Here is a 17,764-nt window from a genome sequence, read left to right on the forward strand (position 1 = left end):
TACCTTTGTGCGGTACTGACGCTAAGTCAAATTGCTTGTGCTGTACACAACTTGAGCACGAGCCGCGCAGGAGGAAGTGGCGGGGCGGGCGAGATAGGCCGGGAATCGGCGCTCGGTGACCGTTACTTGACGGCGGAGTGCCAGTTCCGGGCGAGCTGGGCACCCGCGTCGGGGGCCATCGTCCCCGGGGCGTAGAGCCCGCCCAGGTAGGTCTGGGTGTTGTTCAGGGTCAGGCTGTTCCTGCCCGCCGCCGACGGCAGACCGGTCTTGAGGTTGACCGCCGCGTCGATCAGGCCGAACAGACCCAGGCCGCAGCCGCTGGCGCCGGGGACGGCGAAGGTCGTGTCGTACTGGGTGGAGCCGAGGAGATTGAGGCGGCTCATGTCGCCCTCCTCGTTCGGGCTGCCGTCACCGTTGAACCGTTCCACGCCGAACTCCGGGTAGGTGCGGTTCTTGGGCTGCAGGACGATCGGGTTCTCCTTGGTGCCGATGTAGCAGTGGCTGCCCAGGAACGGGTTCTCCAGGTGGATGCGGACGGGGATCTTCACGATGGTCTGGTCGGTGACGACGCCCGCTATCTGGTCGAAGTCCGAGGGGGTGCCCACCGACTCCAGCGTTGCCGTGATCTTGTTGAGTTTGGCGTCCGAGAGCTGCTTGCAGATGGTGGTGATGCCCGGGATGTTGCTCGGACACATCAGCCCGAGGAGGCCGCCGGGCACCGTCGCGGAGTCGGCGATGATCGCCCCGGAGGCCGGCGCGACGACGGTGCTGGTGCCGTCGGAGTTCTGGACGACGCCCATCTGGAGGTTGCTGTTGGCGGTGACGACCGTCGTGTTGCCGAGCTTGATGGATCCGCTGGTGGAATAGGAGACGACGCACTGCGGCGTCCTGTCCAGACCGTCCGCCCCGAGCATCGTCGCCGAGTCGACGGGACAGCGCGTGAACGGACCCCACGACCCGTTGAGGGCCGGCGTGGCGGCGGTCGCCGTGCCGAGGGAAGCGAACGCGCCGAAGGCGGTCAGCGCCGAAACGGTGACGAGCCGGGTGCGGGCGGAGACGAGTGGCATGTCGGTGCCTTTCGATGACGGGGGACGTTCAGGGTCGTGGTGCGGGGGTCGGGGGTGCTGTGGTGTGGTGCGGATCAGCGCTCCGGTCGGGGGACCACGTACGGCTGGCGGTCCTCGGTGCACTGGCCGTCGGTCGGTACCTCGACCGCCACCGCGCAGGTCTGGCCCTGGATCTGCTTGATGTGGTTGCCGGGGCCGGAGATGGACGCGGTCAGCAGCCGGTCCAGGTCTTCGCCACCCGCGCCGCAGCCCGTGAAGGCGGGGATGGTCACCTCGCCGGTCAGCGGCCCGCCGGAGGTCAGGACGTAACCGGTGGCGTCCGTGCCGTTGATGAGCTGCCCCTTTCCGAGCATCACCAGGTGCGGGCCCGGGTACGTGGCCGGATCGGGCTCCGGGGAGCTGAGCGGGGTCTGCGTGCGGCACGACGGGCCGACGTCCAGGCGCGTGCCGTTGACCTCGACGTCCAGTACGCGCAGGACCAGCGGGGCCCGTACGTACGTCTCGGCGATGTTGTCCGGGAAGACGAGCAGGACGTCCGAGGCGACGGTCATGGGCCCCGCCTGCTCCAGGATCATGGTCGCCGTCGTCGGGGTGAACCCGAAGGTCAGGAAGGTGGCCTTGAACGGCGGGGTCTGTTTGCGGCCCTGGTAGTCGAGATAGGCGTCCGACTTCTGGAGGAGGTGGAGGGTCCCGTCCGGCGGGAAGGCGATCTCCGGGTCACCCTGCTCGATCTGCACGCACGACACCGGGATCAGGGAGGCACCGTTCAGTTTGCGGACGTTGGCGTAGCCCGTGATGTAGGCGTTGAGTGACTTGTCGGTCGGGTTCTTCTTGACACAGGGCGGCGCCGGCGGCCTCGCGGCCGAGGAGCCGGCGTTGCCGACCTTCGGCGCCGGGCCCGTTCGCCCCTTCGCCCCTTCCGTGGGAGTCCGGGGCGCCGACGGCCCCTTCGGGGAACCGGAGACCGTCGGGGACGCGGGGGCCGTCGGCCGCCCGGACCCCGGGGCCGCGGAGTCCGACGGGGAGGGCGAACCGCTCGGGGTCGGGCTCGGGGTGGGGACGGGGGTGGAGGTGGCCGGAACCACCGGCACGGTGGCGAGCAGGCCGTGGCCGTCCGCGTCCTTCGCGAGGGTGCAGCTGAGGGAGAGGGACGCGGGAGTGGCGGGCGCGCCGTCGGCCGTACCGAGGGCGAGGTCGACGCCCAGGTCCGTGGCCGTGAAGGTGAGGTCGCCGTTGGCGACCGCCGTCACGGCCGGGGCTTCCCCGGTCGTACCGAGCCTCAGTGAGCCTTCGGCGGGAACGGCGACGGGCTTGGCGGCGCCTGTGCCGCGCCAGAGGGCCTGCGCCTTCGCCCCGCGCTGGGCGACGTCGAGGGTCAGCCTGGTCTCGGGCACCACCGTGGTGGCCTTGAGGGCCGTCAGGTCGGCGACGGCCCCGGCCGGGAGCTCGACCGTCGTGGTGACCCCGGTGGGACGGATGGCCTTGCCGACCGTGGCCCGGCCGGGAAAGGTGGCCGTGACCCGCACCGCGACGCGCTGCGGTCCCGAGGACAGCGCGCAGTCGTAGGGCAGTTCCGCGCTGATCTCCTGCGGGCCGACCGCGGCGGCGGCTGATGGGATCAAGGGGGCGAGCGCCACGAAGGCGGCGATCGCCGCGCCGCGGGCACGGACGCGGGTTGTCCGCAGGGCGGGACGGTGGCCTCTCATGGCTTGCTCCACTCGGGGTCGTCCGGGAACACCGACGGTCGGCGTCGTGGATCGGTGTCGTGGGTCGGTGTCGTGAGCCGGTGTCGTGAGCCGGTGCGTCCGGTCGGTGCGTCCGGTCGGCGTCATGGGTCGGCGAACGCCCGGCCGGTCCCGCCGGTCGGGCGATCGGACCCGGGGAGTGCCGGCGACACTCCCGCACGCCTTACGGGTTGGAGCCGACGATGGTCGGGATGACCGCGGTGCCGGTCTTCTTGACCAGGTAGGCGCCGGTGAAGATCGGCTTGGCACCGACCGGTACGGCGCTGCCGCAGTTGGTCGACGAGACGACGTTGAGCTCACCGCTGACGCTGGAGACCGCGAGCTTGCCCGTCGAGTTGGTGTAGGTGCCGGACGCCTTGCCCGTCACTCGGAAGACGCAGGCACCGACGGTGACCTTGGCATCGACGTTGCCGATGTAGCCCTTGGTGACGCCGGTCGCCGCGGTGTAGTCCTGGGCCACCACGGTCCACGGGGTGGTCGCGACGGTGGTCACGTTCCCCAGGACACTGGTGCAAGGGAAGCCGGTGGCACCGAAGTTGATGGCGCTGATCGAGGCGACGGTGGCCGGATTGCCGGTGGCGCTGGCCATCGAGCCGGAGGCGCCCGACTTGGTACACGTCATGGCGATGCCGTTGACGCTGAGGACGATGTTCCCGCTGTTCGTCGCCGTGAAGGCCGCGGGGGACGGGTTGACGGTCCACACGGTGGACGGCACGGCCGATGCCGGGCCGGCCGCCAGGAGGAACGCGGCGGTGGCGGTGCCGGTGACGACGGCGACGTTTCTGATGGTCTTCTTCATGACTCCGGGACTCTCCTTGGGGATTGACCGGCAGAGGTGGGCCGCAGCTGTGCAATAGGGGGAGACACAGACGACCCGCGGCTCGGTGTTCCTCGGCCGCGACGCTGACGTTACTTGCGGGAAACTTGGCTGAACAATGGCGTAGTTCAAGATTCTTTGAAGAGCCTGAATTAACTGTTCGCCGGATGAGCGGTCCCCTGCAACGCATTAGCCCCCGGGTGCGCAATGTCGACAATTTCCGGCCGATCGCGCACCGCACCGAAAAAGCCGGAACCCGCGTATTGCCGTCGGATGTTACCCGGCCGTAGCGTTCCGGGTGCGCCGTCCACCCCTGGTCGGCGGCCACCGAAGGCACTGTGGGGCCCCACTATGTCTCTCCGGACACAAAGTGAGCATCCGGTTTTGTCCACGGGGTGACAAATTCCGGGGCGGCGGGCCGAATCGGTGTCACGCCTATTGTCCCGGTGATCGTGAACGACTTAACGTGCGGCCCGAGACGCACTCGCCGCGCACGCCTGCTGGAGGTGGTATGGGAATCGAAATAGCCGTTGAGGGTCTGACCATGTCCTTCGGCAAGCAGAACATCTGGCAGGACGTGACCTTGACGTTGCCCGCGGGAGAAGTGAGCGTCATGCTCGGCCCCTCCGGCACCGGGAAGACGGTGTTCCTCAAGTCGCTCATCGGCCTGCTGAAGCCGGAGCGGGGACGCGTCCTCGTAGCCGGCGTCGACATGGTGAACAGCCCCGAGCGCGACATATACGAGGCCCGCAAACTCTTCGGTCTCATGTTTCAGGACGGCGCCCTCTTCGGTTCCATGTCCCTCTTCGACAACATCGCCTTCCCGCTGCGCGAGCACACGCGGAAGAAGGAGTCGGAGATCCGCCGGATCGTCATGGAGCGCATCGACGTCGTCGGACTCCTCGGCTCCGAGGGCAAGCTCCCCGGCGAGATCAGCGGCGGCATGCGCAAGCGGGCGGGACTGGCCCGCGCGCTCGTGCTCGACCCGCAGATCGTGCTGTGCGACGAGCCGGACTCCGGCCTCGACCCCGTCCGCACCGCCAACCTCTCGCAGTTGCTGATCGACCTGAACGCACAGATCGACGCGACGATGCTCATCGTCACCCACAACCTCGACATCGCCGCGACCGTCCCCGACAACATGGGGATGCTCTTCCGGCGCAAGCTCGTCACCTTCGGCCCCCGCGAAGTGCTGCTCACCAGCGACGAGCCGGTCGTGGCGCAGTTCCTCGCGGGACGGCGCGAAGGCCCCATCGGAATGTCCGAGGAGAAGGACGAGGCCACGCTCGCGGCCGAGGCCGCCGTGCCCGCCGTCGCACCCGCCACGCCCCGGGTCATCGTCCCGCAACTGGAGCCCTCACCCGGACTGCCGCGGCGCCGGGCGGTCCTCAGGCGCCGCGAGCGCGTACTCGCCATGCTCGACACGCTGCCGCCCGCCGCCCGCGCCGCCATCGAGGACACGTACGCGCACGGGGCGCAGGCACCGACCCTGCGCCTTCCGGCCACCGGGAGCGGCTCGTGATCACGGGCGCGCTGCGGCAGACCGGCCGGCTCTTCGCCCTCGCGGCAGAGGTGGGCCGGTCCATCTTCCGACGGCCCTTCCAGTTCCGGGAGTTCGTCGAGCAGTTCTGGTTCATCGCCAGCATCACGATCCTGCCGGCCGCACTCGTCTCCATCCCGTTCGGCGCGGTGATCGCCCTCCAGGTCGGTTCGCTCACCCAGCAGTTGGGCGCGCAGTCGTTCACCGGGGGCGCCAGCGTCCTCGCCGTCATCCAGCAGGCGAGCCCGCTCATCGTCGCCCTGCTCATCGCCGGCGCCGGCGGCTCCGCCATCTGCGCCGACCTCGGCTCCCGCAAGATCCGCGAGGAGCTCGACGCGATGGAGGTGATGGGCGTCTCCCCCGTCCAGCGCCTGGTCGTGCCGCGGGTGCTGGCGACGATGGGCGTGGCCGTGCTCCTCAACGGCCTGGTGTCCGTCGTGGGCACGCTCGGCGGCTACTTCTTCAACGTCATCCTCCAGGGCGGCACCCCGGGTGCCTACCTGTCCAGCTTCTCCGCACTCGCCCAGCTGCCCGACCTGTACATCAGCGAGTTCAAGGCCCTGATCTTCGGGTTCATCGCGGGCATCGTCGCCGCCTACCGCGGTCTCAACCCGCGCGGCGGCCCCAAGGGGGTCGGCGACGCCGTCAACCAGTCCGTCGTCATCACGTTCATGCTGCTGTTCTTCGTGAACATGGTGCTGACGGCCGTCTACCTGCACATCGTCCCGCCGAAGGGAGGCTGAGGCAGATGGCCTCCCCGTTCGTCTGGCTCGACCGGTCCGGCGACCAGTTCCTGTTCTACGTCAAGGCGCTGGCCTGGATCCCGCGCACACTGCGCCGCTACCTCAAGGAGGTCCAGCGGCTGCTCGCCGAGGTGGCCTTCGGTTCCGGCGGCCTCGGTGTGATCGGCGGCACCATCGGCGTGATGATCGCGATGACCCTGTTCACGGGCACCGTCGTCGGCCTCCAGGGGTACGCCGCCCTCGATCAGATCGGCACCGCCGCGTTCACCGGGTTCATCTCCGCGTACTTCAACACCCGCGAGATCGCGCCCCTGGTCGCCGGGCTCGCCCTCTCCGCGACCGTGGGCGCCGGCTTCACCGCCCAGCTCGGCGCGATGCGGATCAACGAGGAGGTCGACGCCCTCGAAGGCATGGGCATCCGCTCGATCCCTTACCTGGTCACCACCCGCATCATCGCGGGCGTGGTCGCGATCATCCCGCTCTACGCGATCGGCCTCCTCTCCTCCTACCTCGCCTCCCGCTACGTGACCGTCCTGTTCAACGGCCAGTCCCAGGGGACGTACGACCACTACTTCAACCTGTTCCTCTCCCCCACCGACGTCCTGCTGTCGGTCCTCAAGGTGCTGATCTTCAGCGTCATGGTGATCCTCGCGCACTGCTACTACGGCTTCCGCGCCTCCGGCGGCCCGGCCGGGGTCGGCGTCGCGGTGGGCCGGTCCGTGCGCAATGCCATCGTCATCATCAGCGTCACCGACTTCTTCCTGTCGCTGGCCCTGTGGGGCGCGACCACGACCGTGAAGGTGGCGGGGTGAGATGAGCAGCCCACGGAGTGAGACCCTGCGTCGCCGGCTCGCCGGAGTCGTCTTCCTGCTGGTCCCGGCGCTCCTGGTCTGGCTGGCGATCGCCGTCTACGACAAACAGTTCACCGACGCCGCCCCGATCACCATCGAGACGGGCAGCGTCGGCAACGAGATGCACCCGGGCGCCGAGGTCAAGCTGCGCGGTGTCGTCATCGGCGAGGTCCGCTCCATCGACGCCACCGACTCGGGAGCCCGGCTCACCCTCGCGATGAATCCGGCCGCCCTCGCCGACGTCCCCTCCGACGTGCGCGCCCAGATGCTGCCGACGACCCTGTTCGGCGAACGGTTCGTGGCGCTCGTCCCGCCGCCGACGCCGTCGCCGAAGCCCATAGGCGCCGGGGCCGTGATCCCCGAGGACCGCTCCAGCAACGCCGTGGAACTCCAGCAGGTCCTGGACAACGTCCTGCCGATGCTCACGGCCGTCCAGCCGCAGAAGCTCTCCGCCACCCTGTCCGCCGTCTCCCGGGCCCTCGAGGGACGCGGCGACAAGCTCGGCGCCACGCTGGCCCAACTGGACTCCCACCTCGCCAAGTTCAACCCCGAACTGCCCACGCTCAACCGGGACCTCCGGGAACTCGTGAAGGTCGGCAACCTGTACGCGGACGTGGCGCCGGACATCGTCACCGCGCTCACCGACTTCACCACCACCAGCGGCACGCTCGCCGAGAAGGAGACCGCGCTGGCCGCCACCTTCGGGGCCACCACCCGCACCGCCCAGGACCTGACCGCCTTCCTGCGCCAGAACAAGGACAACATCATCCGGCTCAGCGCCACCGGCAGGCCGACCCTGGAGCTGCTGGCCGAGTACTCCTCGTCCTTCCCCTGCACCCTGCGCACCCTCGCCGAGTTCGTGCCCGCCATGGACAAGGCGCTCGGCAAGGGCACCGACCAGCCGGGCCTGCACGTCAACGTCGTCACCGTGCCCTCACGCGGCGCGTACGTACCCGGCCGCGACACCCCTTCGTACACCTCGGGCGGCGGTCCGCACTGCTACCCCGTGCCCTATCTCGGTGTCCCGGTGGCACCCGCCGCGCGGGCCTCGGCGGCGGCCGAACAGAACCTCGGGCCCGCCAACTCCCCGCAGGAGAACGAGTTCCTCAACGAGCTCCTCGCCCCCGCGGCCGACAAGCGGCCCGGCGACCTGCCCGACTGGAGCAGCATGCTGGCCGGACCCGCGTACCGCGGCACGGAGGTGATCCTCAAATGAGAGACGACCTCGCCCACACCCGACGGCGCCCCCTGACCGGCCCGCTGGTCAAGTCCCTGCTCTTCGTCCTGGTCACCGCCCTCGCCACGACCGTGCTCGCGCTCAGCATCGCCAACACCGGCGTGGGCTCCGGTACCCGTTCGTACAAGGCGCTGTTCACCGACGCCACCGGGCTCATCGACGGGGACAGCGTGCGCATCTCGGGCGTGAAGGTCGGGGAGGTGACCGACGTCCGGGTCGTGGACCGGCGCACCGCCCAGGTCAGCTTCAGCATCCGCGAGGACCGCACGCTCCCCGGCTCGGTGACCGCCTCGGTGAAGTACCTCAACATGGTCGGGCAGCGCTACGTGGCCCTCGACCGGGGCAGTGGTGACGTGGACGGCGTCCTGCCGCCCGGCTCCACCATCCCGCTGGACCGCACGAAACCCGCGCTCGACATGACGCTGCTCTTCAACGGGTTCAAGCCGCTCTTCGAGGGCCTGTCGCCCAGTGACGTCAACGACCTCGCCGGGTCGCTCGTCCAGGTCCTCCAGGGCGAGGGCGGCACGGTCGACAGCCTGATCCGGCACATCGGTTCGCTCACGCAGACCGTCGCCGCCAAGGACCAGGTGATCGGCCAGGTCGTCGCCAACCTGAACATCGTCCTGGACACGCTCAACACCCGCGAAACCGCCTTCGAGGACCTCGTCGTCACCCTCCAGAAGGTCGTCACGGGCTTCAACGAAGACCGTGAACCCCTCGGCAAGGCCGTCCAGGCGATGGGCGACCTGACCACCGTCACCGCGGGACTCCTCCAGGACGGGCGCGCCCCCCTGAAGCAGAGCATCGGCGAGCTGGGCCGCCTCTCGGACACCCTCGGTGACCACGCCCCGCAGATCGAGGACTTCCTCAACAGGACACCGGCCAAGATGACCGCCCTGGCCCGACTGTCCTCGTACGGATCCTGGTTCAACCTCTACCTCTGTGAGGCCCGCGTGAGCGGTGTGAGCACCTCCGACGGCTCCACGCCGCCGACCGGCATCCTCGTCACCGAATCGAGGTGCCGAGGATGAGCCGACCGCCCTGGTTCACCCCCGTCAAGGCCCGCAACCCCGTCGCCGTGGCCGTCGTCGGACTCGTCGCGCTCGCCCTGCTCGCCGTCCTCGCCTACCGCGTGGACCGCCTGCCGTTCGCCGGCGGGGGCACCGCCTACAGCGCCGACTTCACCGAGGCCGCCGGCCTCGGCACCGGCGACGAGGTGCGCATCGCCGGGGTCAAGGTCGGCTCGGTCACCGCGGTCGCCCTCGACGGACCCAAGGTGAAGGTGACGTTCGAGGTCGGTGACGCCTGGGTCGGCGACCGCTCCACCGCAGCCATCGCCATCAAGACCCTGCTCGGCGACAAGTACCTGGCTCTCGACCCGCTGGGCTCCCGCCGCCAGGACCCCGGCAGCCGCATCCCGCTGACGCGCACCACGTCCCCGTACGACGTGACGCAGGCGTTCCAGGACCTGAGCGGCACGGTCGACGCCATCGACACCAAGAAGCTCGCCGAGAGCTTCCAGACGATCTCCGACACCTTCAAGGACTCGCCGCCGAACGTGCGCAGCGCCGCCACCGGCCTGTCCGCACTGTCCAAGTCGGTCTCCAGCCGGGACGCCCAGCTGTCCCAGCTCCTCCAGGGGAGCCGGACGTTCACCAAGACGCTGGAGGGCAAGAAGTCCAGCTTCGAGACCCTCCTGGAGGACGGCGGCTCGCTGCTCGGCGAGCTGAAGGACCGGCGCGACGCCATCCACGCGCTGCTCACGGGCAGCCGGGACCTGGGTACGCAGCTCAGCGGCATCGTCGACGACAACGACCGCCAACTCGGCCCCACGCTCAAGGCCCTCAGCCGCGTCACCAAGGTCCTGGAGAAGAACAGCAGCCAGCTCGACAAGACCCTCGCGCTCGTCGGCCCGTACTACCGGCTCGTCGGCAACACCCTCGGCAGCGGTCACTGGTTCGACAGCTACCTGTGCGGAGTCGTACCCCGCAACTACCTGCCGGAGGCGTCGCAGCCCAAGACCGGATGCCGGCCGCCGCAGCAGAAGACGTCGGCGAAGGGGAGCGGTGAATGATGACCAGACCCAGAAGGCCCCTCGTGATCGGGCTCGCCATCGTGGTGCTCGCGGCCTGCGGCCTGGTCGCCGTGCGCTTCCTCGAGTCCGACGGCACCCGCGTCACCGCCTACTTCGACCGCGCCGTCGGCGTCTACGCCGGATCCGACCTGAGGATCCTCGGGGTGCGCGTCGGTGAGGTCGAGTCCGTGCGGCCCGAGGGCACCCGGGTACGCGTCCGGCTCCGCGTCGACGAGGGCGTACGCGTCGCGGCCGACGCACGTGCCGTCATCGTCGCCCCCAGCATCGTCGCGGACCGGTACGTCCAGCTCACCCCGGCGTATGATTCCGGCCCCGCCCTCACCGACGGCGCCGAGCTCGCGGCGTCCCGCAACCGCACCCCTGTCGAGATCGACCAGCTGTACGCCTCGATCACCGAACTCGGCGAGGCCCTGGGCCCCGACGGCGCCAACGCGACCGGCGCCCTGTCCGGCCTGCTGGACACCGGCGCCAAGAACCTCGAGGACAACGGCGACGCGATCGGGACGTCCATCCAGGAGTTCGGCAAGGCGGCCAAGACCCTCGACGGCAGCAGCGAGGACCTGTTCGCCACCCTCGGCCAGCTCCAGACGTTCACCACCATGCTCAAGGACAAGGACGGCGACGTCCGCACCGCGCAGGAGCGCCTCGACGACGTGGTGACCTTCTTCGCCGACAACAAGGACGACCTCGCGGGCGCCCTCACCGAACTCGGCAAGGCCCTCGCCCAGGTGAAGACCTTCATCCAGGACAACCGGGGCGAGCTGAAGCAGAACGTCGACCGGCTCGTCCCCCTCACCCAGACCCTCGTCGATCAGCGGGCCTCCCTCGCCGAGGCCCTCGACGTGGCCCCGCTCGCGGCGGACAACGTGGTGGGCGCGTACAACGAGAACACCCGCACCCTCGACGGCCGGGCCAACCTCAACGAGATCAGCATGGGCGGACCGCTGCTCCCGCTGCCCGTGGCCGGTGGCTCCTCGGCCACCCGTGGGAAGGGGGACCGGTGAAGCGCATCGGACCCTTCACCGGCAAGGCCGCCGGGGCCGGGATCGGCGGGGTCGTCGCCCTGGGCGTGGCCGTGGTCCTCACCGTGACCCTGCTCCCGAGGGACCTGCCCCGCTTCGACGGCATCGAGGACCTGCCGCTGCCCGGCGGCGCCGACCTCGGCTCCCACCCGTACACGGTCACCGCCGAACTCGCCGACGTCCTCAGCCTCGTCCCGCACTCCGCGGTCAAGGTCAACGACGTCGCCGTCGGCCGCGTCACCGAGATCCGCCTCGGAACCGGAGACTGGACGGCGCGCGTCACCATGCAGATCAACGGCGACATCCGGCTGCCGTCCGATGCGAGCGCCCGCCTCCAGCAGTCGAGCCTGCTCGGCGAGAAGTTCATCGAACTCACCGCACCCGCCAAGGACGCGGGCGGTGCGCGCCTCACCGACGGCAGCACGATCCCGCTCGCCCGCACCAGCCGCAACACCGAGGTCGAGGAGGTCTTCGGCGCCCTGTCCCTGCTGCTCAACGGCGGCGGGGTCAACCAGCTGAAGACCATCACCAAGGAGCTGAACTCCGCGCTCGGCGGACGCGAGCCCGAGGTCCGCTCCATGCTGGAGCGGGTCAACACCCTGGTGACCGACCTCGACGCGCACCGGGAGGACATCACGCAGGCGCTCGACGGGGTCAACCGGCTCTCCGCCACCCTCGCCGAGCGGAAGAAGGACGTGGGAACGGTCCTCACCAACCTCTCGCCTGGCCTCAAGACCCTGGAGAACCAAAGGGGTTCGCTCCTGACCATGCTGCGCGCCCTCGACACGCTGTCCGGTGTCGCCGTCTCCACCATCAACGCCGGCAAGGACGACATGGTCGCCGACCTCAAGGCCCTCGCGCCGACCCTGAAGGCACTCGCCGACGCTGGCGCCGACCTGCCCGACTCGCTCCAAGCGCTGCTGACGTACCCCTTCACCGACGAGGTGATGAGGGGCATCAAGGGCGACTACCTCAACACCTACCTCTCCATCGCCGCCGAACCCGGCACCCAGGTCATCCCGCCGCTCGTCCCGCAGACCACGCCCGGCCCGACGCAGACCCCCGCGCCCGGTCCGGGCACCACCGACCGCGAGGGCCAGTCCGGCAGCAGGGCCACGAAGCCTCCGTCCCCGCTGCCGCTGCCACCCGTCCGGAGCACCGGCCCGGCCGGGCCGGCATCCTCTCCGAGCGCACCGGGCACCGCCGGCGGAGCGCAGGACGGAGGAAAGACCCGGTGATCACCCTCGCCGTACGGCTGAAGAACCTCGCGTTCCTCGTCATCGCCGTCCTCGTCCTCGGCTTCCTCGGCATCCGCTACGCCGACCTCGGCCGCTACGTCGGCGTCGCCGACTACTACACCGTCAACGTCCACCTCGCCCGCACCGGTGGCCTGTTCCCGCACTCCGACGTCACCTACCGGGGCGTCTCCGTGGGACGTGTCGGCGCCATCGACCTCACCGCCGACGGGGTCGTCGCCCGGCTGCGCATCAAGAAGTCGGCCGCCCGCGTCCCCGCGGACGCGAAGGCCGTCGTCGCCGGACTCTCCGCCGTCGGCGAGCAGTACATCGACCTGCGGCCCGACGGCGACCAGGGCCCCTACCTCGCGGAGGGGGCCCGCATCGACCAGGCCGACACCGAGGTCCCCGCGCCCGTCACCGACCTCTTGACCAGCATGAACGATCTCGCCCGGTCCGTTCCGCTCGAATCGCTGCGCACGGTCGTCGACGAACTGGGCAAGGCGTTCGAGGGGCACGGCGACGATCTCCAGGCCCTGATCGACGGCGGCAGCGCGTTCGTGCAGGCCGCCGACCGCTCCTTGCCCGCGACCACCCGCCTCATCACCGACGGCGAGGTCGTCCTGCGCACCCAGGCCGAGGAGGGCCAGGCCATCCGCGACTTCGCCACCGGCGCACGCGAACTGGCCATCACCCTCAAGGGATCCGACGCCGACGTACGGCGCCTGCTCGCGGTCACCCCGGGCGCGGCCACGCAGATCAGCGGCCTTCTGCGCGACCTCGACCCCAGCCTCGGAGTGGTCCTCGCCAACCTCCTCACCACCTCGGAGGTCGCCGTCACCCGGCAGCGCGGCATGGAGGAGCTCCTCGTGAAGTTCCCCGCGGCCGTCTCCGCGGGCGCCACCACCGTCGACGGAGGACGGATGAACCTCGGCATGGCCGTCACCTTCTTCAAGCCCCTGCCCTGCACTTCCGGCTACGGCGGTACGCGCTACCGCAACGGCCTCGACCTCGGCACCTCACCCGCCCTCAACACCGGGGCCTCCTGCACCAGTCCGCCCTCGTCCGGGACGAACGTGCGCGGCTCCGCGAACGCCCCGAAGGGCGGTCCCGTCCCCGCTCCGGCCCACCCGGGCTCCCTGCCCTCGGGCAGCGCCGGCCCCGCCACGGGGCCCGGCGCACCGGCCCTGCCCGGCGCGCTCGCACTGCCGGGCCGGGACGGGCCCACCGACATGGCCGGGCTGCTCGGCCTCGGCGCCGGAAGTGGCCGGTGAGGCGGGCACGCGTCCTCGCGGGCGCCGCACTGGCGGTGGCGCTCGCCTTCTGCGGCACCGGCGCCTGGACGTACGCGCAGGCCCGTACCGACGACGGTCTCGCCTTCGGCCGGGAGCGGGACACCGTCCTCGCCCAGGGCCGCGACCGCATCGCGGTGCTCAACACCCTGGACGCGTCCACGCGTGACCGCGCGGAGGCCGGGATCAAGGCGTGGCAGGACGCCTCCACCGGGCCGCTGCACACCGAACTGGGCTCCACCCGGCCGGCGGCGGGCGCCTCGGCCCGCGCCACCGTCACCGAGGCGGCCGTCACCGCGCTGGACACCCGGGCGGGTACGGCGAAGCTCATCGCGACCTTGCGCGTCGACGTCACCCCCCAGGGGGGCTCGAAGGCCACGAGTGACCGCAAGCGGCTCGAAGCGGTCCTGGAGCGTACGGGCGGCTCCACGTGGAAGGTCAAGGCGCTGAGTGCCGTCGCGGGGGCGAGCCCGGACGCCGCCGGGTCCGGTGCCGGTACCGCTGCCGGGGGGAGCGAGGCGGAATGACACGACTGCAGCGGAAGACGACGGACAGGCGCACGGAGGCCCGGGCGCCGGAGGCGGCGCAGGACACCGAGGCGGGAACGGCCGGACCCGTCGGCGCGGCTGGGACGAGCACGCCCGCCGGAGGCGGGGACGAGGCCGGGGACCGTGCGGAGGCCGCGGGCGAGGGGGACGGCCACGGCGACGACCACGGCGAGGCGGATCTGCGCGCCTCCGACTCGGACTCCGGCTCCGGCTCCGGCTCCGACCCTGGATGCGACTCCCGCTCCGCCTCCCGCTTCGGCCGCCGGTGGCGCACGGCGGCCTTCGCGGCCGCCTTCGCCGCGCTGCTCCTGGGCGGAAGTGCCTTCTTCTACGGCGCGCACCACCTGCGCTCCGCCCCCTCCGCCCAGAACCGCGCCCTCACCGACACCGCGGCCACCGAGCGGGTGAGCGGCGAGGTCGGTGACGGCCTGGCCCGGATCTTCTCCTACACCCCCACCGGCGCCGACGCCACCGAGCGATCGGCGCGGTCGGTCCTCGCGGGGCGGGCCGCCAGGCAGTACGGCGACCTGTTCGCCCAGCTCCGCACGAACCTGGAGACCCAGAAGATCACCCTGATTACGCAGGCCGTCCGCACCGGGGTGATCGAGCTGGACGGGAACACCGCCCGGCTCCTGATCCTCCTCGACCAGACCTCACGGCGGGACGAGGGCGCCGCCACCTCGGCCGCGGCCCAGCTCACCGTCACCGCCCGGTTCCAGGGCGGCCGCTGGCAGATCGTCGACATCAAGGCCCGCTGAGAGATGAGCGGGAGAGAAGAGCACCCCATGACACGCACGGTCCGCGCCCGCACGGGCACCCGGCCGGTCCTGGCCGCCGCCCTCGGGCTCACCCTCCTCGCGGGCGGCTTCGCCGCGTGGTCGGCCCAGGACTGGTACGGGGCGAGCCATGACGCGTCAGCCGCGTACGCCGTCCAGCGCGACCGGGCGCTCGCGGCGGCGGAACAGGCCGTGCAGAACCTCAACACCCTCGACCACGCCGAGGTGGACCAGGGCCTCGACCTGTGGGAGTCGTCCACGACCGGCGACCTGCACGACCAACTCGTACAAGGACGAGCGGAGTTCAAGAATCAAGTCAAGGCGGCGAAGACCGTGACGACGGCCAGGGTGATGTCCGGCGCCGTCACCGAGCTGGACGACCGCGCGGGGCGGGCCCGGGTGCTGGTCGCCCTGCGCATCACGGTGAAGGCGGCCGACGACAAGACCAGCGACAAGGACAGCCGCATGCTCGGCGAACTGACCCGCACCGGGAGCCAGTGGAAGCTCAGCGCGCTGGGTCAGGCACCCGTGGGCGGCGCGGCGTCCGGCTGACCGGACCGCCGGTACCGCGAAAGCCGCCCGCACCCGAGAGGACACGCACGATGTCGACGACCCGCCACCTCATCAACCGCCAGCGCCGCCGTCAGGCCGTCGGCCACCGGACGGTCCCCGCGGCGCGCGCGACCGACGACGCCGGCCCGCAGGAGACCCCCGGCAACGCGTCCCGCACGCTCATCCCCCTCCTGACCCTCTGTGCGCTCACCGTCCTCCTCGGCGCCTTCGCCGGATTCGCCCACAGCCAGGCCTCCGTGCTGCGGAACGATCCGGTGCGCGCGAACACCGCGCTCACCGACCTCGCCCGTACCAGCGAGATCAAGGGACAGGCCACGAAGGCCGTCGCCTCTCTCTTCTCCTACGACCACGCGAAGCCCAGCGCCTTCGAGAGCGCGTCGAAGACCCTGCTCACGGGCAAGGCCGTCACCCAACACCGGGCGCTCTTCGGTGACGTCCTCGCCCAGGCCGAGAAGGAGAAGACGGTGATCACCACGGCCGTCACGGACAGCGCGGTCGAGCGGATCGACGGCGACCGGGCCCGGGTCCTGGTCTACGCCGACCAGAGCAGCGTGAGCACGGCGGGAACCGGGAAGCAGGCCCAGAACGCCCAGAACCAAGGCGTGTACGCGGGCGCGATGCTCGCCCTCGACCTGGTGGACCGCGACGGGCACTGGCTCGTCGAGGGGATCGACACCTTCGGCCGCTGAGCGCCCCAGGGGTACCACCGCCCTCTTGCGCGACCGCCACCGACCCGTTTTGGTGTTCCCGTCACTCACGGGGCGAACGGGAAGGCGGCCACAATGGCGGACATCACCCGGGCCAATGCGGTGGAGAGCGAGAACAACGCTCCGCGTAAGGCCAGTTGGCGATCCATCGGTCCCGGAATCGTCGTGGCGGCGACCGGCGTCGGGGCCGGCGACCTCGTTGCCACGCTCATCGCGGGCAGCAAGTTCGGTTACACCCTGATGTGGGCCGCGGTCATCGGTTGCCTCGTCAAGATCTCGCTCGCCGAGGCGGCCGGCCGCTGGCATCTCGCCACCGGCCGGACCCTCTTCGACGGCTGGCGCAGCCTCGGCTCGTGGACCACCGTCTACTTCGCGGGGTACGTCGTCGTCTGGGGCTTCGTCTACGGGGCCGCCGCGATGTCCTCCAGCGCGCTCCCGCTGGCCGCGCTCTTCCCGGACGCGATGGACCTGAAGCTCTGGGCCGTGCTGTGCGGTCTGGTCGGGCTGGTCTTCGTCTGGTTCAACCAGTACGCCGTCTTCGAGAAGGTCATGACGGTCCTGGTCGGCGTCATGTTCCTGATCACCGTGTACCTCGCGATCCGCGTCACACCCCGCCTCGACGCCGCTTTCGCCGGCCTGGTGCCTGTGCTGCCGGACGGTTCGCTGGTCTACACGCTCGGCCTGATCGGCGGGGTGGGCGGCACGATCACGCTGGCCGCGTACGGCTACTGGGTCAACGCGAAGGGCTGGACGAACACGAGTTGGATCAAGGTGATGCGGCTCGACAACCGCGTCGCCTACCTCACGACCGGCGTCTTCGTGGTGGCCATGCTCATCGTCGGAGCGGAGCTGCTGCACTCGTCCGGCGTGGCGCTGGCGAAGGGGGACAGGGGCCTGCTCGATCTGGGTGCCGTTCTCGAGGACCACTACGGGAAGGCGACCGCCAAGCTCTTCCTGGTCGGGTTCTTCGCCACGTCCTTCACCTCGCTGATCGGCGTGTGGCACGGAGTGAGCCTGATGTTCGCCGACTTCGCCACGAAGTTCCGCCCTTCCCTCGCCCCGGCCGGAACGGACCCGTCGAAGTCCCTGGCCTTCCGGGTCTATCTGCTCTGGCTCACCTTCCCGCCCATCAGCCTGCTCTTCCTGGACCAGCCCTTCGGGCTCGTCATCGTGTACGGAGTGATCGGCGCGCTCTTCATGCCCTTCCTGGCCCTCACGCTGCTGTGGCTTCTCAACTCCTCGCGCACACCGTCCCCTTGGCGCAACGGCCCGCTGAGCAACGTGATGCTGGGGGCCGCCGGTCTGTTGTTCGTGGTGCTGTGCGTCCAGCAACTGCGGGAGCTGCTCCGGTAGCGGCGTCACAGCGGCGGAACCGAGCATCGCACCCCCGACCCGTCGGCGCCTCTCGGCATGTTGCACGAACTCCGGCCCCGCCGCTTGCCCCGATTGCGCAGAGACGGGCTTCGAACCGTGCTTCAGGATGTGCGATCAAACAAGGTGTGAGCCGGATGAAACA

Annotated in this window: 17 protein-coding genes; 14 read left to right on the forward strand and 3 right to left on the reverse strand. The window is 70.5% G+C overall.

Annotated elements, in window-relative coordinates; translation table 11 throughout:
- Positions 1 to 122: 122 nt before the first annotated feature.
- From OG435_RS01850 to OG435_RS01860, 3 genes are all read right to left on the reverse strand, one after another.
- Positions 123 to 1,067 carry a hypothetical protein gene (locus tag OG435_RS01850; RefSeq protein WP_266874924.1) on the reverse strand — a complete coding sequence of 315 codons (945 nt, stop codon included), beginning with the start codon at positions 1,065 to 1,067 and terminating at the stop codon, positions 123 to 125.
- Between the two features lie 74 nt (positions 1,068 to 1,141).
- Complete coding sequence (locus OG435_RS01855) at positions 1,142 to 2,773, reverse strand: DUF6801 domain-containing protein (RefSeq protein ID WP_266874925.1); 1,632 nt, start codon at positions 2,771 to 2,773, stop codon at positions 1,142 to 1,144.
- A 202-nt stretch (positions 2,774 to 2,975) separates the two neighbouring features.
- A complete protein-coding gene (locus OG435_RS01860; RefSeq protein WP_266874926.1) occupies positions 2,976 to 3,611 on the reverse strand; it encodes a hypothetical protein in 636 nt (211 codons plus the stop codon).
- Positions 3,612 to 4,140: 529 nt separating this feature from the next.
- Here OG435_RS01860 and OG435_RS01865 point away from each other — a divergent pair.
- The 14 genes from OG435_RS01865 (at position 4,141) to OG435_RS01930 (ending at position 17,601) form a co-directional block, all read left to right on the forward strand.
- Positions 4,141 to 5,151 carry an ABC transporter ATP-binding protein gene (locus OG435_RS01865; RefSeq protein WP_266874927.1) on the forward strand — a complete coding sequence of 337 codons (1,011 nt, stop codon included), beginning with the start codon at positions 4,141 to 4,143 and terminating at the stop codon, positions 5,149 to 5,151.
- Positions 5,148 to 5,912, forward strand: coding sequence for an MlaE family ABC transporter permease (locus tag OG435_RS01870; protein ID WP_266874928.1), 765 nt, complete (start codon positions 5,148 to 5,150; stop codon positions 5,910 to 5,912). The genes OG435_RS01865 and OG435_RS01870 overlap by 4 nt, the downstream gene beginning before the upstream one ends.
- Positions 5,913 to 5,917: 5 nt before the next feature.
- A complete protein-coding gene (locus OG435_RS01875; protein ID WP_266874929.1) occupies positions 5,918 to 6,724 on the forward strand; it encodes an MlaE family ABC transporter permease in 807 nt (268 codons plus the stop codon).
- A gap of 1 nt (position 6,725) precedes the next feature.
- Complete coding sequence (locus OG435_RS01880) at positions 6,726 to 7,979, forward strand: MCE family protein (protein WP_266874930.1); 1,254 nt, start codon at positions 6,726 to 6,728, stop codon at positions 7,977 to 7,979.
- Complete coding sequence (locus tag OG435_RS01885) at positions 7,976 to 9,031, forward strand: MCE family protein (RefSeq protein WP_266874931.1); 1,056 nt, start codon at positions 7,976 to 7,978, stop codon at positions 9,029 to 9,031. Before OG435_RS01880 ends, OG435_RS01885 begins: the two co-directional genes overlap by 4 nt.
- Positions 9,028 to 10,074 (forward strand): MCE family protein, encoded by a 1,047-nt coding sequence (locus OG435_RS01890; protein WP_266874932.1) that lies wholly within the window; start codon positions 9,028 to 9,030, stop codon positions 10,072 to 10,074. Before OG435_RS01885 ends, OG435_RS01890 begins: the two co-directional genes overlap by 4 nt.
- Positions 10,074 to 11,099: an MCE family protein gene (locus OG435_RS01895; protein WP_266881497.1), complete on the forward strand. Its 1,026-nt coding sequence runs from the start codon at positions 10,074 to 10,076 to the stop codon at positions 11,097 to 11,099. Before OG435_RS01890 ends, OG435_RS01895 begins: the two co-directional genes overlap by 1 nt.
- Complete coding sequence (locus OG435_RS01900) at positions 11,096 to 12,355, forward strand: MCE family protein (protein ID WP_266874933.1); 1,260 nt, start codon at positions 11,096 to 11,098, stop codon at positions 12,353 to 12,355. Before OG435_RS01895 ends, OG435_RS01900 begins: the two co-directional genes overlap by 4 nt.
- Complete coding sequence (locus OG435_RS01905) at positions 12,352 to 13,626, forward strand: MCE family protein (protein WP_266874934.1); 1,275 nt, start codon at positions 12,352 to 12,354, stop codon at positions 13,624 to 13,626. Before OG435_RS01900 ends, OG435_RS01905 begins: the two co-directional genes overlap by 4 nt.
- On the forward strand, positions 13,623 to 14,171 hold the full coding sequence (locus tag OG435_RS01910; protein ID WP_266874935.1) for a hypothetical protein: 549 nt from the start codon (positions 13,623 to 13,625) through the stop codon (positions 14,169 to 14,171). The genes OG435_RS01905 and OG435_RS01910 overlap by 4 nt, the downstream gene beginning before the upstream one ends.
- The gene (locus OG435_RS01915) at positions 14,168 to 14,950 is read left to right on the forward strand and encodes a hypothetical protein (protein ID WP_266874936.1); all 783 of its coding nucleotides are present in this window, start codon (positions 14,168 to 14,170) and stop codon (positions 14,948 to 14,950) included. The genes OG435_RS01910 and OG435_RS01915 overlap by 4 nt, the downstream gene beginning before the upstream one ends.
- Before the next feature lie 27 nt (positions 14,951 to 14,977).
- Positions 14,978 to 15,520, forward strand: a complete 543-nt coding sequence (locus OG435_RS01920; RefSeq protein WP_266874937.1) for a hypothetical protein — start codon at positions 14,978 to 14,980, stop codon at positions 15,518 to 15,520.
- Between the two features lie 50 nt (positions 15,521 to 15,570).
- On the forward strand, positions 15,571 to 16,230 hold the full coding sequence (locus tag OG435_RS01925; RefSeq protein ID WP_266874938.1) for a hypothetical protein: 660 nt from the start codon (positions 15,571 to 15,573) through the stop codon (positions 16,228 to 16,230).
- Between the two features lie 93 nt (positions 16,231 to 16,323).
- Positions 16,324 to 17,601 carry an Nramp family divalent metal transporter gene (locus OG435_RS01930; RefSeq protein ID WP_266874939.1) on the forward strand — a complete coding sequence of 426 codons (1,278 nt, stop codon included), beginning with the start codon at positions 16,324 to 16,326 and terminating at the stop codon, positions 17,599 to 17,601.
- Positions 17,602 to 17,764: the final 163 nt, after the last annotated feature.

It is taken from the genome of Streptomyces sp. NBC_01264 (genome assembly GCF_026340675.1).
Classification (GTDB): domain Bacteria; phylum Actinomycetota; class Actinomycetes; order Streptomycetales; family Streptomycetaceae; genus Streptomyces.

What these genes read in the sequence shown, in the direction of transcription:
- OG435_RS01865 (WP_266874927.1), top strand. Translation starts at nt 4,141, where the DNA reads ATGGGAATCGAAATAGCCGTTGAGGGTCTGACCATGTCCTTCGGCAAG.
- OG435_RS01885 (WP_266874931.1), top strand. Translation starts at nt 7,976, where the DNA reads ATGAGAGACGACCTCGCCCACACCCGACGGCGCCCCCTGACCGGCCCG.
- OG435_RS01895 (WP_266881497.1), top strand. Translation starts at nt 10,074, where the DNA reads ATGACCAGACCCAGAAGGCCCCTCGTGATCGGGCTCGCCATCGTGGTG.
- OG435_RS01920 (WP_266874937.1), top strand. Translation starts at nt 14,978, where the DNA reads ATGACACGCACGGTCCGCGCCCGCACGGGCACCCGGCCGGTCCTGGCC.
- OG435_RS01915 (WP_266874936.1), top strand. Translation starts at nt 14,168, where the DNA reads ATGACACGACTGCAGCGGAAGACGACGGACAGGCGCACGGAGGCCCGG.
- OG435_RS01875 (WP_266874929.1), top strand. Translation starts at nt 5,918, where the DNA reads ATGGCCTCCCCGTTCGTCTGGCTCGACCGGTCCGGCGACCAGTTCCTG.
- OG435_RS01850 (WP_266874924.1), bottom strand. Translation starts at nt 1,067, where the DNA reads ATGCCACTCGTCTCCGCCCGCACCCGGCTCGTCACCGTTTCGGCGCTG.
- OG435_RS01880 (WP_266874930.1), top strand. Translation starts at nt 6,726, where the DNA reads ATGAGCAGCCCACGGAGTGAGACCCTGCGTCGCCGGCTCGCCGGAGTC.
- OG435_RS01860 (WP_266874926.1), bottom strand. Translation starts at nt 3,611, where the DNA reads ATGAAGAAGACCATCAGAAACGTCGCCGTCGTCACCGGCACCGCCACC.
- OG435_RS01855 (WP_266874925.1), bottom strand. Translation starts at nt 2,773, where the DNA reads ATGAGAGGCCACCGTCCCGCCCTGCGGACAACCCGCGTCCGTGCCCGC.
- OG435_RS01925 (WP_266874938.1), top strand. Translation starts at nt 15,571, where the DNA reads ATGTCGACGACCCGCCACCTCATCAACCGCCAGCGCCGCCGTCAGGCC.
- OG435_RS01890 (WP_266874932.1), top strand. Translation starts at nt 9,028, where the DNA reads ATGAGCCGACCGCCCTGGTTCACCCCCGTCAAGGCCCGCAACCCCGTC.
- OG435_RS01930 (WP_266874939.1), top strand. Translation starts at nt 16,324, where the DNA reads ATGGCGGACATCACCCGGGCCAATGCGGTGGAGAGCGAGAACAACGCT.